This window comes from Kitasatospora sp. NPDC048715 (assembly GCF_043198905.1).
Taxonomy (GTDB): domain Bacteria; phylum Actinomycetota; class Actinomycetes; order Streptomycetales; family Streptomycetaceae; genus Kitasatospora; species Kitasatospora lactacystinica.
Genome location: NZ_JBICVH010000015.1, coordinates 179,069 through 193,542, shown reverse-complemented (window position 1 = coordinate 193,542; position 14,474 = coordinate 179,069). Strand labels below are relative to the sequence as shown.

The 14,474-nt window shown below is 74.4% G+C and carries 13 protein-coding genes; 6 read left to right on the top strand and 7 right to left on the bottom strand.

The annotated features are described in order from the left end of the window. Positions 1-6: 6 nt before the first annotated feature. The 5 genes from ACGFSC_RS27275 to ACGFSC_RS27255 form a co-directional block, all read right to left on the bottom strand. Positions 7-708: a lactate utilization protein C gene (locus ACGFSC_RS27275; RefSeq protein ID WP_359899366.1), complete on the bottom strand. Its 702-nt coding sequence runs from the start codon at positions 706-708 to the stop codon at positions 7-9. Then, a complete protein-coding gene (locus ACGFSC_RS27270; RefSeq protein WP_359899364.1) occupies positions 705-2,150 on the bottom strand; it encodes a LutB/LldF family L-lactate oxidation iron-sulfur protein in 1,446 nt (481 codons plus the stop codon). The genes ACGFSC_RS27275 and ACGFSC_RS27270 overlap by 4 nt, the downstream gene beginning before the upstream one ends. After that, positions 2,147-2,911 (bottom strand): (Fe-S)-binding protein, encoded by a 765-nt coding sequence (locus tag ACGFSC_RS27265; protein ID WP_359899362.1) that lies wholly within the window; start codon positions 2,909-2,911, stop codon positions 2,147-2,149. Before ACGFSC_RS27265 ends, ACGFSC_RS27270 begins: the two co-directional genes overlap by 4 nt. 237 nt (positions 2,912-3,148) lie before the next feature. Further along, a complete protein-coding gene (locus tag ACGFSC_RS27260; protein ID WP_359899360.1) occupies positions 3,149-4,330 on the bottom strand; it encodes a globin domain-containing protein in 1,182 nt (393 codons plus the stop codon). A 73-nt stretch (positions 4,331-4,403) separates the two neighbouring features. Continuing rightward, a complete protein-coding gene (locus tag ACGFSC_RS27255) occupies positions 4,404-4,865 on the bottom strand; it encodes an Rrf2 family transcriptional regulator (protein ID WP_359899358.1) in 462 nt (153 codons plus the stop codon). A 313-nt stretch (positions 4,866-5,178) separates the two neighbouring features. On the opposite strand from ACGFSC_RS27255, the gene ACGFSC_RS27250 reads away from it, so the two are divergent. The 3 genes from ACGFSC_RS27250 to ACGFSC_RS27240 all read left to right on the top strand — a co-directional run bounded on the left by ACGFSC_RS27250 (position 5,179) and on the right by ACGFSC_RS27240 (position 8,685). Next, positions 5,179-6,789, top strand: coding sequence for a beta-propeller fold lactonase family protein (locus ACGFSC_RS27250; protein ID WP_359899356.1), 1,611 nt, complete (start codon positions 5,179-5,181; stop codon positions 6,787-6,789). 112 nt (positions 6,790-6,901) lie between these two features. Then, entirely contained in the window at positions 6,902-7,558 is a 657-nt protein-coding gene (locus ACGFSC_RS27245; RefSeq protein WP_359899354.1) for a PAS domain-containing protein, read from the top strand. Beyond that, entirely contained in the window at positions 7,555-8,685 is a 1,131-nt protein-coding gene (locus ACGFSC_RS27240; protein ID WP_359899352.1) for a pyridoxal phosphate-dependent aminotransferase, read from the top strand. Before ACGFSC_RS27245 ends, ACGFSC_RS27240 begins: the two co-directional genes overlap by 4 nt. A 109-nt stretch (positions 8,686-8,794) precedes the next feature. Here ACGFSC_RS27240 and nagB read toward each other — a convergent pair whose 3' ends face one another. Together nagB and ACGFSC_RS27230 are read right to left on the bottom strand one after the other, a co-directional pair. Next, the gene (gene nagB / locus ACGFSC_RS27235) at positions 8,795-9,577 is read right to left on the bottom strand and encodes a glucosamine-6-phosphate deaminase (RefSeq protein ID WP_359899350.1); all 783 of its coding nucleotides are present in this window, start codon (positions 9,575-9,577) and stop codon (positions 8,795-8,797) included. Between the two features lie 288 nt (positions 9,578-9,865). Continuing rightward, complete coding sequence (locus ACGFSC_RS27230) at positions 9,866-10,273, bottom strand: hypothetical protein (RefSeq protein ID WP_359899348.1); 408 nt, start codon at positions 10,271-10,273, stop codon at positions 9,866-9,868. Positions 10,274-10,599: 326 nt separating this feature from the next. On the opposite strand from ACGFSC_RS27230, the gene ACGFSC_RS27225 reads away from it, so the two are divergent. The 3 genes from ACGFSC_RS27225 to ACGFSC_RS27215 all read left to right on the top strand — a co-directional run bounded on the left by ACGFSC_RS27225 (position 10,600) and on the right by ACGFSC_RS27215 (position 14,040). Then, entirely contained in the window at positions 10,600-11,361 is a 762-nt protein-coding gene (locus tag ACGFSC_RS27225; RefSeq protein ID WP_359899347.1) for a serine/threonine protein kinase, read from the top strand. After that, positions 11,358-12,848, top strand: coding sequence for a serine/threonine-protein kinase (locus tag ACGFSC_RS27220; protein ID WP_359899345.1), 1,491 nt, complete (start codon positions 11,358-11,360; stop codon positions 12,846-12,848). The genes ACGFSC_RS27225 and ACGFSC_RS27220 overlap by 4 nt, the downstream gene beginning before the upstream one ends. A gap of 91 nt (positions 12,849-12,939) precedes the next feature. Further along, positions 12,940-14,040, top strand: coding sequence for an ionic transporter y4hA (locus tag ACGFSC_RS27215; RefSeq protein ID WP_359899343.1), 1,101 nt, complete (start codon positions 12,940-12,942; stop codon positions 14,038-14,040). The last annotated feature ends 434 nt before the right edge of the window (positions 14,041-14,474 follow it).

The following is a 14,474-nucleotide window of genomic DNA, read 5'->3' as shown; positions in this document are numbered from 1 at the left end:
CACGCCCTACCCGGCGTCCCGTTCCGCCGCCGTGACCAGCAGCACCTCCAGGGTGCGCGGCCCGTGCACCCCCTCCACCCGGTCCAGTTCGATGTCGCTGGTGGCGGACGGCCCCGAGATCCAGGTCTGCGGGCGCACCGGATCGAGCCGCGGCAGGGCGAGCGGCACCGAGGCGACGACCTGCTCCGGCGCCCGCACCACGCAGACGTGGTGGTCGGGGACGAGCGAGAGCAGCCGCCGGCCCTGGCCCGGACCGGCGTCCAGCACGATCGTCCCGGTCTCGGCGACGGCCAGCGCGCAGCCGGTCACCACGCTGTCCGCGGTGTCCAGCCGGGCGGCGGTCGGCGTCCCGTCGTCCGGGAGGAGCGCGACCCCCTCGGCCTCGGCGGCGGCGAGCCAGCCGGCCGGCAGACCGTCCGGCACCACGACCGTCCGGCTGCCCCGCTCGACCAGCAACCGGGCGATCAGCCACGGCAGTTCGTCCTCGCGGCAGCGGTGCACCAGGGCCCGGTAGTCGGCCAGGTTGCGGTGCAGCAGGTCGAGCAGCGCCGCCGGGTCGTCCGTCGGCACGTGCGCCGTCAGGTAGTCGCGGGGCGGCGGCTGTTCGGCCACCCCGGCGGTGTCGCCGAGCGCGGCCCGGATCCGGCCGAGGATCAACTCCCGCGAGTCGGAAGGGCTGTCGGGTCGCGTGCGGTCGGGGGTGGTCATGTGCGGTTCCTCCGCCACCAGTCGCGGAACGGTTCGGCGGGCACCTCCGGCAGGTCCCGGGTGTCGGTCCAGGCCCGCCCGGGCCCGGGCAGCCGGCGCGGGTGCAGCGCGCGGGTGCGCCCGGCCAGCCGCTCGGCGGCGGTGAGCGCCGCCGGGTGGTCCAGCACGAAGCCGGCCGCCGCCATCGCGGCCCGCTCCAGCGGGTGCCCGCCCTGCTCGACCACCCGCTCGCGCAGGTGCACCAGCACCTCGGGGATGTCGATCGCCACCGGGCAGACCTCGTAGCAGGCCCCGCAGAGCGAGGAGGCGTACGGCAGCGAGGCGTCCACCGCGCTCGCGGTGCCGCGCAGTTGGGGTGACAGGACGGCACCGATCGGCCCCGGGTAGACCGAGCCGTAGGCGTGCCCGCCGGCCCGCTCGTACACCGGGCAGACGTTGAGGCAGGCCGAGCAGCGGATGCAGCGCAGCGCCTGGCGGCCGATCCGGTCGGCGAGCGCGGCGGTGCGGCCGTTGTCCAGCAGCACCAGGTGGAACTCGGACGGGCCGTCGCCCTCGGTCGTCCCGGTCCACAGCGAGGTGTACGGGTTCATCCGCTCGGCGGTGGAGGAGCGGGGGAGCAGTTGGAGGAAGACCTCCAGGTCCCGCCAGGTCGGCACGACCTTCTCGATGCCGACCACGGAGATCAGGGTCCGCGGCAGGGTGAGGCACATCCGGCCGTTGCCCTCGGACTCGACCACCACCAGGGTGCCGGTCTCGGCGACCATGAAGTTGGCGCCGGAGACGGCGACTTCGGCGCGCAGGAACTTCTCCCGCAGGTGCAGCCGGGCGGCCTCGGCGAGTTCGGCGGGGGAGTCGGTGAGGCCCTCGGGCGCCGGGCGGCCCCAGGAGGCCATCCGGTCGGCGAAGATCTCCCGGATCTCGGCCCGGTTGCGGTGGATCGCCGGCACCAGGATGTGCGAGGGCCGGTCTTCGCCCAACTGCACGATCAGCTCGGCGAGATCGGTCTCGTAGGCGGTGATCCCCTCGGCCGCCAGCGCCTCGTTGAGCTCGATCTCCTGGGTGGCCATCGACTTGACCTTGACCACCTCCGTCCGTCCGGTGGCCCGGACCAGCCCGGCGACGATCCGGTTGGCCTCCTCGGCGTCGGCGGCCCAGTGCACGGTGCCGCCGGTCGCCGTGACGTTCTCCTCCAGCTGGACCAGGTAGCGGTCGAGGTGGCGCAGGGTGTGGTCCTTGATCGCCTTCCCGGCGGTGCGCAGCTCCGCCCAGTCGGCGAGTTCGGCGACGGCCCGGGCCCGCTTGTCCCGGATGGTGCGGGTGGCGTGCCGGAGGTTGGCGCGCAGCCGCTCGTCCCGTACGGCCCCGGCGGCGGCCTGCGGGAAGGCGGGCATGCCGAGGAAGGTGCCGGCCGGGTTCCCGGTCCGTTCGCTGCGCGCGCTCATGCGGACGGCCTCCAGGGGTGCTCCTCGGTACTGGCCAGGATCTCCGCCAGGTGCAGCGGTCGCAGGGGCGCGCCGGTGCGGCGCAGGGTGCCGCCGAGGTGCAGCAGGCAGGAGTTGTCGGCGCCGCACAGGACCCGGGCGCCGGTGCCGAGCGCGTTGGCGAGCTTGTCCTCGGCCATGGCCGCCGAGACCGCCGCGTTCTTGACCGCGAAGGTGCCGCCGAAACCGCAGCACTCCTCGGCCCCGGGCAGCTCGACCAGTTCCAGGCCCTCGACGGCGCCCAGCAGCCGGCGCGGGCGCTCGCCGAGGCCGAGCAGGCGCAGGCCGTGGCAGGACGGGTGGTAGGTGACGGTGTGCGGGAAGTACGCGCCGACGTCCTCGACGCCGAGCACGTCGGTGAGGAACTCGGTCAGTTCGACCACCCGGGGCACCAGGCCGGTGGCCAGGTCGGCGAGTTCGGTGCCCCGGCCCTCGGCGGCGGCCCGGGCGCCGATCCGCGGGTAGTTGTCCCGGACCATCGCCACGCAGGAGCCGGAGGGCGTCACCACGTGGTCGTACCCGGCGAAGGCCTTCGCGGTCCGCCGGACCAGCGGCTCGCAGGCCCTGCGGTAGCCGGTGTTGTACTGCGGCTGACCGCAGCAGGTCTGCCCGGCGGGGAAGTCCACCGCCACGCCGAGCCGTTCCAGCAGCCGGACGGTGGCCACCGCGGTGGCGGGGAACAACGCGTCGTTGACGCAGGTGGCGAACAGCGCGACACGCATCCGGGCTCCCTTCTGCCGAACTCCCGCCGGACGCACCGGTGTACGGACGTGCGGACACGCGGAGGGCGCCGGCAGCCGAACGGCACCGGGCCGCTCGTGATCGTACCGAGCGGACCGGTGCCGCGGGGGGACCTCAGGACCTCAGGACCTCAAGGCCTCAGGACCTCAGGACCTCAAGGCCTCAGGACCTCAGGACTTCAGGACTTCAGGACTTCAGGACTTCAGGGCCTCGGAACCTCAGGCGCCGAGCCAGAGGTCCGGGCCGAACACCTCGTAGTGGATGTCCGCCGCCGGGACGCCCGCGGTCAGCAGCTGCTCGCGGACGGCGCGCAGGAAGGGGAGCGGCCCGCACAGGTAGGCGGTGGTGCCGGCCGGGACCTCGACGGTGGAGAGGTCCACCAGGCCGGTGCGCTCGGCCGGCCACTCGCCGAGCGGCTGCTCGTAGAAGACGTGCGAGGTGGCGTTCGGCAGCGTGGTGGTGAGCCGCGCCAGCTCGGCCCGGAAGGCGTGGCTCAGCTGGTCGCGGTCGCCGTGCACGGAGACGATCCGCCGGGTGGAGCCGGTGGTGGCCAGGTGGTCGAGCATGGCGGTCATCGGGGTGTTGCCGATGCCGGCGGAGGCGAGCAGCACCGGTCCGTCGCCGTCGGCCAGCGCGATGTCGCCCAGCGGGGGCGCCAGGTCGATCGGGTCGCCGGCCTTCAGGTGGTCGTGCAGGTGGCCGGAGACCTCGCCGCCGTCCTCGCGCTTGACGCTGAAGCGCAGTGCGCCGTCGGCGCCGCCGGAGAGGCTGTACTGGCGGATCTGGTGGGCGCCGTCGGCCAGTTCGGTGCGCACGGAGACGTACTGGCCGGGGCGGAAGGCCGGCACCGGACGGCCGTCGGTCGGGCGGACCAGGTAGGTGGTGACGGCCTCGGTCTCCTGGACGCGGGCGACCACGGCGTAGGGGCGCCACAGGTCGGCCGGGTCGCCGCCGGCGGCGACCTCGGCGCGCAGCCGGTCCTCGACGGCGATCAGCGCGTTGGCCATCAGCCAGTAGACCTCGTCCCAGGCGGCGGCGACCTCGGGGGTGACGGCCTCGCCGAGCACCTCCACGATGGCGGCGAACAGGTGCTCGTGGACGATCTTGTACTGGTCGTCGGCGATGCCGACGGAGACGTGCTTGTGGGCGATGCGGGCGAGCATCGCGTCCGGCCGCTGGTCCGGGTTGGCGATCAGGGCGGTGGCGAAGGCGGCTATCGAGCCGGCCAGGGCCTCGCGCTGGCTGCCGTTGGCCTGGTTGCCCCGGTTGAAGAGGTCGCGCAGCAGCTCCGGGTGCGCGGCGAACATCCGGTCGTAGAAGCGCGGGGTGATGTCCCCGATGGCGGCGCCCACGACGGGCAGGGTGGCCTCGATGACCTCGGCGGACTTCGCGGACAGCATCAGACGACTCCTTATTGGTATCTGAGATTCGCATTAAAGGCCGCAAGGGGGTGCGCGGCCCCGGGTGGGCTGATCAGCCGGTGGGTCCGGCGGTGTCAGGGGGTCCGGTGGTGAGGCTGAGCAGGACCGGTCCGGTGGGGGAGGCCACCAGGTCGGCGACGGAGAGGTGGTCGAGCGCCGCGAAGAACGCCTCCTGGGCGTTCCGCAGCGCCCCGCGCAGCCGGCACGCGGCCCGCAGCGGGCACGGCGGGTCGTCCTCGCAGCCGACCACGTCGCCGACCCCCTCCAGCTCCCGCAGCAGCAGTCCGAGCGAGCCGGTGCGCCCGGCGAAGGTGAGCATCAGCCCGCCGCCGCGACCGCGCCGGGCCTCCACCACCCCCAGGTGCTGCAGCCGGCTGACCACCTTCGCCGCGTGGGTGTACGGCACACCGACCGACTCGGCCACCTCGCGGGTGGTCGGGTTGTCGCCCTCGCCCAGGACGGCCAGTCGCATGGCGATCCGCAGGGCGATGTCGGTGCTCTTGGTCAGCCTCACGTTCGGAACGCTACCGAATACGACTCTCCAACTCCAATTTTCTGCACGACTCCGACCGGGGCCGCGGTCACGTTGCCCTCGGGGAGGCGGGCGCGGGGCCTCGCTGTGTCGCGCTGCGATCGGATCTGAACATTTGGCGACATTAGTAGTCACTCCCTGACGGAAAGTCAGAGAGCCTCCTACGCTTCCCCCTGCTCCGAACACCACCACATCCGCACCACCCGTACGTGTCGAGCAGCAGGAGAGATCCATGAGAACACCCCGCACATCCCGTGCACCCCGCATATCCGGCGCACCCCGTACCCGGACGGCCGTGGCCGCGACAGTCGCGACCACGGCCGCACTGCTGTCGCTGCCCGCGACGGCCGAGGCCGTCACACCGCCGCCGGCCGTCGCCGCGCACGTGGCGGTGGCGCCCTACCCGGCGGGCGTCGCGCTGACGCCGGACGGCGGCCACGCCTACGTGACCAGCCAGAGCAGCGGCGCGGTCAGCGTGCTGGACACCGCGACCAACACCGTGTCCGGCACCTTCACCGCCGGGAGCGGCTCCTACGCCGTCGCCGTGTCGCGCGACGGGCACCGGGCCTACCTGACGCACCACCTGGACAACACCGTCAGCGTCGTGGACACCGCGACCAACGCCGTCACCGCGACCGTCCCGGTCGGCGCCCAGCCCTGGGGCCTCGCCCTCGCGCCGGACGGCTCCCGGGCCTACGTGAGCAACGCCGCCGCCAACACGGTGAGCGTGCTGGACACTTCGTCCGGCACCGTGACCGCGACCGTGCCGGTCGGCGCCGAACCGCACGGGCTGGCCGTCTCCGCGGACGGCGCGCGGCTGTACGTCGCCGCATCCGGGGAGAAGGCCGTCACCGTCGTCGACACCGCGAGCGGCACGGTGAGCGGCACCGTTGCGGTCGGCCACGGCGCCTTCGGGCTCGCGCTCAGCCCGGACGGCACCCGGCTGTGGGCCGCCGACGGCGACGACGGCACCGCCGCGGTGATCGACACCGCGGCCGGCACGGTCCTCGGCACCGTAGCGGTCGGCTCCGGCCCCTACGCCGTGACGCTCTCCCCGGACGGCGCGGCGGCCTACGTCTCCAACTACGCCGACAACACCCTGAGCGTGGTGGACACCGCGAGCCGGACGGTCACCACGACCGTCCCGGTGGGCGCCGCTCCGTACAGCCTGGCCCTGACCGCCGACGGGCGGCACGGCTACCTCGCCGACTTCACCGGCAACGCCGTCGACGTGGTGGACTTCCCGCTGCCGGTGCCGGACGTGACCGCGATCAGCCCGAACGGCGGCTCCGGGACGGGCGGCACCACGGTGACCGTCACCGGCACCGACCTGGCCGGCGCCACCGCCGTGACCTTCGGCGCGGCCGGCGCCGCGACCTCGTTCAGCTGCACCCGGACCAGCTGCACCGCGACCGCCCCCGCGACCACCGTCACCGGGCCGGTGGACGTGCGGGTCACCGGGCCCGGCGGCACCAGCGCGGCCGTCGCCGCCGACCGCTTCACCTACACCGCCCCCGCCGCCCACCTGGGCGTCGCGCTCACCGCGACCCCGGTGACCGGCCTGCTGTCCAGCCGGGTCGACTACACCGTCACCCTCACCGGCCAGGGCCCCGACCCGGTCGCCGCGGCCACCGTCACCGCCGACCTGCCCGCCGGACTGACCACGACCTCCGGCGACTGCACCGTCGCCGCCGGGAAGCTCGGCTGCACGCTGACCGCGCCACTGGCCAAGGGCGCGAGCACCACCCGGCACTTCTCGGTCGGGGTCGGCCTGTTCTCGCTGCTCCGCAGCTGGGACGTCACCGTGGCCCGCACCGCCGGGGCGCCCGCCGACCCGTCGCCCGCCACCAGCCGGGCCACCCGCAGCTGCTCCGCGATCCTGGGGCTGCTGATCACCTGCAAGTAGCGCCCGCCCGCCGCGCACGGGCAGCCGCACCGGGCCCCGCCGAGACCCTTCGGCGGGGCCCGGTGCGCGAAGGCCCTGGACGAAGTGTCCGATCCGGACGTACAGTCCGACCATGTCTGCGGAAAACCCCGACCCACGCGTGCCGACCTGGTCCCCGGTCTGCCGCGCCGTGGCCCTGCTGCTCGGCCCGTACGCCGAGGTGGTGCTGCACGACACCGCCACCGACCGGGTCCTCGCCATCTGGAACCCGATGACCCCCCGGGCCCCCGGCGACCCCTCGCTGCTCGGCGAACTGGACGGGATCGACCCCTCCGCCCCCGACGTCTACGGCCCCTACGAGAAGCTGCTGCCCGACGGCCGGCGGCTCTCCTCGGTCAGCGCCGTGCTGCGCGACGAGGCCGGAAAGCCCACGGCGGTGCTCTGCGTCAACCTCGACCGGGGCCCGCTGGAGCAGGCCGCCGCCCTGCTGGCCGGCTTCGCCGCCCCCACCACGCCGCGCCCCGAACCGCTCTTCGAGCGCGACTGGACCGAGCGGATCAACGACGTGGTCGGCGGGTACGTCCGCGACCGGGGCCGCCCCTTGGAGCGGTTCACCCGCGAGGACCGGCTCGCCGTCCTGACCGAACTGGACCGGGCCGGGGTGTTCGCCGTCCGGCGCGCCGTCCCGGTCGTCGCCACCGCGCTGCGGATCTCCCGTTCCACCGCGTACAGCCTGCTCGCCGAGCTCAAGCAGCACCCGGCGGGCCCCGCCAAGGAGTACCACCAGTGACCCAGCTCCCCGACTTCCGGCTCGAAACCCACTTCTCGCGCTGGGAGTTCACCGCCCGGTACCACCTCACCGCCTCCGACGCGCAGACCATGACGATGGCCGAACTGCTCGCCCTGGCCGGCCCCGAGGACCGCGAGGCCTGGGACACCCTGGCCCTCGGCTACACCGAGACCTTCGGCGACCCCGGACTGCGCCGCGCCGTCGCCGGGATGTACGAGCAGGTCGGCGAGGACGACGTGATCTGCTTCGGCGGCGCCCAGGAGGGGCTCAACCTCGCCATGCAGGTGCTGCTCGAACCGGGCGACCACGCGGTGGTGCTGACCCCCAACTACCAGTCCGCCGAGACCGTTCCGCTCTCGCTGTGCGAGGTCACCGGCGTCGCGCTGGACGCGGAGCGGGACTGGGCGCTGGACCTGGACGCGGTCGAGGCGGCGCTGCGCCCCAACACCAGGGTGCTGTCGGTCAACTTCCCGAACAACCCGACCGGCAAGGTGATCGACGCCGCCGACTTCGTCCGGCTGGCCGAGCTCTGCGACGAGCGCGGCATCCGGCTCTTCTCGGACGAGGTCTACCGCGGCCTGGAGCACGACCGGGCCCGCACCCTGCCGCAGGCCGCCGACCTCTCCGAGCGGGCCCTGTCGCTCAACGTCACCTCCAAGTCGCTCGGCCTGCCCGGCCTGCGGATCGGCTGGATCGCCTGCCGGGACCGGGAACTGCGCTCGCGCCTGGAGCGGGCCAAGCACTACACCACGATCTGCAACTCGGCGCCGAGCGAGGTGCTGGCCCGGATCGCGATCACCGCCCGCGAGCACATCCTGGCCCGCAACCGCGCGATCATCGCCGAGAACCTGCCGCGGTTCGACGCCTTCTTCGCCGAGTTCGCCGAGCTCTTCGAGTGGCGCGCGCCGGACGGCGGCTGCGTCGCCTACCCGCGCTACCGGGGCCCGGGCGACGTGGCGGAGTTCTGCACCGCCCTGGTCGAACAGGCGGGCGTGCTGCTGCTGCCCGCCGACGTCTTCCGCTCGGAGCTGACCCCGACCCCGGCCGACCGCTTCCGGATCGGCCTCGGCCGCCGCGACCCGGGCCCCGGCCTGGCGGCCTTCGGCGACTGGCTCCGCAAGCGCTGAGGCGCACCCGGGCCGGACCCGGGGCGGACGCGAAGCGGCCGGGGCGCCGGCCACCGAGGGGAGTCGGCGGCCGGCACCCCGGCCCGTCAGGGGTGCCGCCCGGGAGTGGTCAGAGCTTCTGCCAGGCCGGCTTGGCGGCGTAGGTGTCGCGGAAGTAGTCGGCGAGCTTCAGGCGGGAGGCGGCCGCCTCGTCCACCACCACGGTGGCGTGCGGGTGCAGCTGGAGCGCCGAGGCGGGGACGACCGCGGACAGCGGGCCCTCGACGGCGAGCGCGACGGCCTCGGCCTTGGCCTCGCCGGTGGCGAGCAGCACCAGGTGGCGGGCCTCCAGGATGGTGCCGATGCCCTGGGTGATGACGTGGTGCGGGACCTCGTCGATGCTGTCGAAGAAGCGCGCGTTGTCCACCCGGGTCTGCCGGGTGAGGGTCTTGATCCGGGTCCGGGAGGAGAGCGAGGAGCAGGGCTCGTTGAAGCCGATGTGGCCGTCCGTGCCGATGCCGAGCAGCTGGAGGTCGACGCCGCCGGCCTCGGCCAGCGCGCGGTCGTAGGCGACGGCCGCCGCGGCGATGTCGGACGCGTTGCCGTCCGGGCCCAGGAAGGAGTCCTCGGTCAGGCCGAGCGGCTCCACGACCTCGCGCAGCACCACCGACCGGTACGACTCGGGGTGGCCGGCGGGCAGGCCGACGTACTCGTCCAGCTGGCAGATGCGCGCCTCGGCGGCGTCCAGCCGGCCGTCGCGGACCCGCTCGGCCAGGGCCTGGTAGATCGGCAGCGGGGTCGAGCCGGTCGCCACGCCGAGCAGGGCGTCGGGCTTGTCGGTCAGCAGATCGGTGATCGCCGCGGCGATGAGGTCGCCGGCCGCACGGGCGTCAGGGACGATCACGATTTCCATACTGGGTCCACCGTTCTGAGGCGAGTCTGAGGTCTAGACCTCCGAGGTCTAGACCAGTTTGCCGTGAAGGGGTGCCCCAGGTCCACCCGGGTCCGACTGGCGGGCGATCTTCCGCCCCTGCCCGTTCTGCCAGGTCGGAACGGCCGGGGCCGGCCGTCGGGGGATGTCCCGACGGCCGGCCCGGTGTTCGTGTCCTCTACGGCTTCCCGCTCACCGGTCGTCCGGACGGCTGCCCGGTCGTACGGACGGCGTGGGGCGGGCGGCCGCGGCGCCTCTGCGGCCCCGCGGTCAGAACGGGTTGGTACAGGTGGTGACCTGCTGGGCGACGTCCAGCGCGGGGCCGGCGGTCGCGCAGATCATGCGGGGGGCGGTGGTGGCCACCCGCGGGGTGACCGCCTCGGCGGAGCCGAACCGCACGGTGGTCGCGGCGGCGACCGTCTTCCACGGGCTGCCCCAGGCGGCCTGGGTGCGGATCTCGACCCGAACCAGCGTCAACTGGCCCCGGTCGGCGCTGACCCGGGCGACTCCCACGATGCCCTCGCCGTCGGCCTGGTGCGAGACGCAGGGCTGGTTGAGCACCGCGGCGCAGGCCGCGCCGTCGGTGCCGGACGTCGCCGTGGCCGCCATGGCCGGGGCCGCCGTCAGGCCGGCTATCCCTGCCGCTGCCATGACCACAGCTGCGATCCGAGCGCGCATGATGCGAACCTCCTTGGAAATTAAGGGAATCTCACTCCTTGAGATGAGTCTTGCACACATTGTGAACCCGGTGTGTGTGCGTTGCGTCACACTCATGGTGACGGTTCAACTACATCCTGCAACCATTCGCCGCCCGTTCAGCACACGGACAACTCCAGTCCTGACGGACGATCGGTTCATCGGGAAGCTGCGGGTGGCATCGGCAACCCGCCCACGGCCCGGCGGGGTTGGCGGTGCCCCGGTGCCCCGCTCACCCGTCCGGGTGGCGGGTTGCCCCCGGGGCGAATCGGACGGATACCATCGAGCCGATCCCACGGAGGTGCCGCGTGGACACGGTCATCGTGCAACTTCCCGGCCCGGGGCCCGAGGTGGCGCCCGGCGAGACCCCCGGCCTGCTGCGGATGGGCCCGGGCGAGACCGCGGTGTTCGGGCGCGGGGAGCCCGGCCGGCCGGTCCCCATCCCGCTGCCCGACCAGGGCGTCTCCCGCCGGGCGGGAGAGGTGGTCGCGGCCGAGGACTACTGGCGGCTGTCCAACTTCAGCACCTCGGCCACCTACGTGGTGGAGAACCTGGAGGGCGCGGGGGAGCACGTCAAGGTCGCGCCCGGCCGGATCGGCGCGCCCGTCCCGTTCGAACTCTCCCGGGTGCTGCTGCCCGCCCTCGGCGGGCCCGCCGCCTTCAAGGTCTTCGCCCCGCAGCACGCCTACCTCGACGGTCGGCCCGGCGGCGCCGAGGGCGAGCGCACCGTCAGCCCGTTCGCCCTGGACCCGACCGCCAAGTACTTCCTGGTCCTGCTCGCGCTCTGCGAGCCCAGACTGCGCTCGCCCTCCGCCGCGGCCGTCCCCGGGGTGACCGAGGTGCTCGCCCGGCTGCGCGCCCTGCCCGGCTGCCGCGGACTGAGCCGCTCGGCGGTCAACTACCACATCGACTACCTGGTGGCGACCAAGCTGCGGCTGCGCGAGCCGTACGAGGAGGGCCCGGGCGGCGGAAAGCGCGAGGAACTGGTGGCGCTGGCGCTGAGGTTCGACCTCGTCCGGGAGGAGCACCTCGCGCTGCTCCCGCCCCGGCGCCCGGCCGCCCGGCCGTGACGCCCGGTGCCCCGCCCGGCGGCCCGCCGTTCGCGGTCCCGGCGGGCTACCCGATCGCCGGCTACCGCCTCGGCGCCTTCCTCGGCGCGGGCGCCTGGGGCAGCGTGTACGCCGCCGAGGGCCCCGACGGCGGCCCGGCCGCCGTCAAGATCCTCGGCGCGGCCCGGTTCAGCCCCGGCCAGCGCCGGACCGTGGCCCGGATGGCCCGCAGCGAGCAGCGCTTCAGCCGCCGCGCCGACCATCCCCACCTGATCCGCACCTTCGCCGTGGCCACCGTCGAGGACCCGGACCACCCGGAGCTCGACGGCGCCGTCGCCCTGGTGATGGAACGCGCCGCCCGCAGCCTCCAGGACCTGCTGGCCGAGGCCCGCCCCGGTACGGCGGTGCCCGGCGCCGAACGCATCCTGACCGAGGTCTGCGCCGGGCTGACCCACATGCACCGGGCCGGCTGGGTGCACGGGGACCTGAAACCGGCCAATGTCCTGCTGATGCCCGACGGCACCGCCAAGATCGCCGACTTCGGCCTCACCGCCGAGCTGGAGGGCACCCACGCCTACGCCCCTCCGCTCGGCTCGCCCGACCACGTCCCGCCCGAGTGGTGGTCCGAGCGCACCGGTGCCCGCGGCGTCGCCGTGCGCCCCAGCGCCGACGTCTGGGCCTTCGGCGTGATCGCCCACCAGCTGCTCACCGGCGGCCTGCACCCCTTCCTCGGCGCGACCGCCCGGGCCCGCTCGCTGGCCGCCCAGGCGTACGCGCGGGGCGCCGCGCCGCTGCGGCTGGACGAGGCGCTGCCGGCGCGCTGGCGGCCCGTGGTCACCGCCTGCCTCGCCCCCGGGCGGGAGGAGCGGACCCGGACCGGGCCGGCCCTGCTGGTCGCCCGGGCCGCCGCCCCGCCGGGCCGGCGCCGCCGCGCCGCCGTCCGGGCCGGCGCGGGCCTGCTGGCCTGCGGGCTCGCCGTCCTCGCCCTGACCGGCGGGCCGGAGCCGGGCGGGCCGGGCGCCGCCCGGCGCGCGGTGCCCCCGCAGCCCGGTGCGATCCCGGCCGGCTCGGACGTCCCGGTGGCCTACCGGGGAATGATCGAGACCGCGGCGCGGCGCTGCCCCGAGCCGGAGGTCACCCCGGTGCTGCTGGCGGCCATGCTGAAGGCCGAGAGCGGCTTCGACCCGGACGCGGCCCGCCCGGAGACCGGCGAGTACGGCATCGCGATGTGGACGCCTTCGGTCTTCGAGGCCTGGGGCAAGGCCGCCGCCCACCCCGGAGCCAAGTCGTACTGGGACCCGGGCGACGCGATCGCCGCGATGGGCAACTACGTCTGCTGGCTCGACCAGCAGATAAAGCACCGCGGCCTGACCCACGACCTGCCCGCCCTGGTCGCGGCGGCCTACCGCACCAGTGACAAGAGCGTGGTGGCCGCCGGGGGCGTCCCGGAACGGGTTCGACCACATGTCGACAAAGTGCTTCAGTACCTTCGCGACTACGGAGGGTGACACCGCGAAATGGGATGAGTTATGCCACATCCCTACGAATCCCGGCGCGGGCACCCGGGTGACGGGCCTCCGGTCTGGGATCCTCGGCGGCATGATCACGAAGCTCCGCGCGGCCGTCGCGCAATGGACCGTCGTCGTTCCGGTGGTGTCGTTCCTCGTCCTCGCCCTGACCTGGCACAAGGAACTGCCCGGCTGGGTGGTGGCGGTGGTCGCCTGCTTCCTGGTGGGCGCCGTACTGTCCGCCGTGCACCACGCCGAGGTCATCGCGCACTGGTCGGGGGAGCCGTTCGGGTCACTGGTCCTCGCGGTGGCGGTCACCGTGATCGAGGTCGCGCTGATCGTGACGCTGATGGCCGACGGCGGGGACAAGTCCTCCACGCTGGCCCGGGACACCGTCTTCGCCGCCGTGATGATCACCTGCAACGGCATCCTCGGACTGTCCATCGTGGTCGCCGCCGTCAAGTACCGGACCGCCGTGTTCAACGCCGAGGGCACCGGCGCCGCGGTCGCCTGCATCGCCACCCTCGCGACCCTCAGCCTCGTGCTGCCGACCTTCACCACCAGCTCGCCCGGCCCGCAGTTCTCCACCACCCAGCTCACCTTCGCGGCCACCGCCTCGCTGGTGGTGTACGGGCTGTTCGTGGCCACCCAGACCATCCGGCACCGGGACTACTTCCTGCCCGTCACCCCCGAGGGCCGGGTGCTGGACGAGGAGGAGCACGCCTCCCCGCCGACCGTCCGGGCCGCCGGGGTCAGCCTGCTGCTGCTCGCCGTCGCCCTGGTGGCGGTGGTGGGCCTGGCCAAGGGCGTGTCGCCGACCATCGAGAAGGCGGTGGACGACGCCGGGCTCCCGCACGCGGTCGTCGGCGTGGTGATCGCCCTGATGGTGCTGCTGCCGGAGACCATCGCGGCGCTGCGCGCGGCCGTCCGCAACCGGGTGCAGACCAGCCTCAACCTCGCCCTCGGCTCGGCGCTCGCCAGCATCGGCCTGACCATCCCGGCGGTCGCGATCGCCTCCAGCTGGCTCTCCGGCCCCCTCGTCCTCGGCCTCGACCCGGCGCACATGGTGCTGCTGACCCTGACGATCATGCTGCTCACCCTGACGGTCATCCCGCGCCGGGCGACCCCGCTCCAGGGCGCGGTGCACCTGGCGGTGCTGGCGGGGTACGTGGTGCTGGCGTTGAACCCGTGAGGGCCCGCCGGCCGTAGTCCGGAGTGGAAGCCCCTGGCCCGTTCCCCCGTGCGGACCAGGGGCTTCCGGCGTTCCCGGGGCCGGACCGGGCGGACCGCGTGCGCCCGGTGCGGCCGATGTGGCCGGCGGGGCCGGCGGGGCCGTGGGTGAACCCGGGGAGCGGCGGCGGCCGTGGTACCGGGTGAGGGCCCCTGGTCCGCCCCCGTGGCCGGGGACCCTCGTCGAATCCGGTGCGACCGCCGGTGGACCCCCTGGCCAGGGGGTGCGCACCGTGGAACGACAAGGAGCCCCTGGTCCCGCAGCTGCTCGCGGGCCGGGGGCTCAGTGGCGCCGCGGCCCGGCCGCGGCGCCCCGCAGGTACTCGATCACCCGCTTGTCATGGTGCCGGGTGTCGCCGAGCGGCCCGAGTGGCCCGAGCGGCCCGAGCGGTCGAC

Bases quoted from the DNA above. Each gene is read 5' to 3' on its own strand.
- ACGFSC_RS27245 (WP_359899354.1), top strand. From the start codon at position 6,902: ATGTCTGCGGAAAACCCCGACCCACGCGTGCCGACCTGGTCCCCGGTC.
- ACGFSC_RS27265 (WP_359899362.1), bottom strand. From the start codon at position 2,911: ATGCGTGTCGCGCTGTTCGCCACCTGCGTCAACGACGCGTTGTTCCCC.
- nagB (WP_359899350.1), bottom strand. From the start codon at position 9,577: ATGGAAATCGTGATCGTCCCTGACGCCCGTGCGGCCGGCGACCTCATC.
- ACGFSC_RS27270 (WP_359899364.1), bottom strand. From the start codon at position 2,150: ATGAGCGCGCGCAGCGAACGGACCGGGAACCCGGCCGGCACCTTCCTC.
- ACGFSC_RS27230 (WP_359899348.1), bottom strand. From the start codon at position 10,273: ATGCGCGCTCGGATCGCAGCTGTGGTCATGGCAGCGGCAGGGATAGCC.
- ACGFSC_RS27275 (WP_359899366.1), bottom strand. From the start codon at position 708: ATGACCACCCCCGACCGCACGCGACCCGACAGCCCTTCCGACTCGCGG.
- ACGFSC_RS27260 (WP_359899360.1), bottom strand. From the start codon at position 4,330: ATGCTGTCCGCGAAGTCCGCCGAGGTCATCGAGGCCACCCTGCCCGTC.
- ACGFSC_RS27215 (WP_359899343.1), top strand. From the start codon at position 12,940: ATGATCACGAAGCTCCGCGCGGCCGTCGCGCAATGGACCGTCGTCGTT.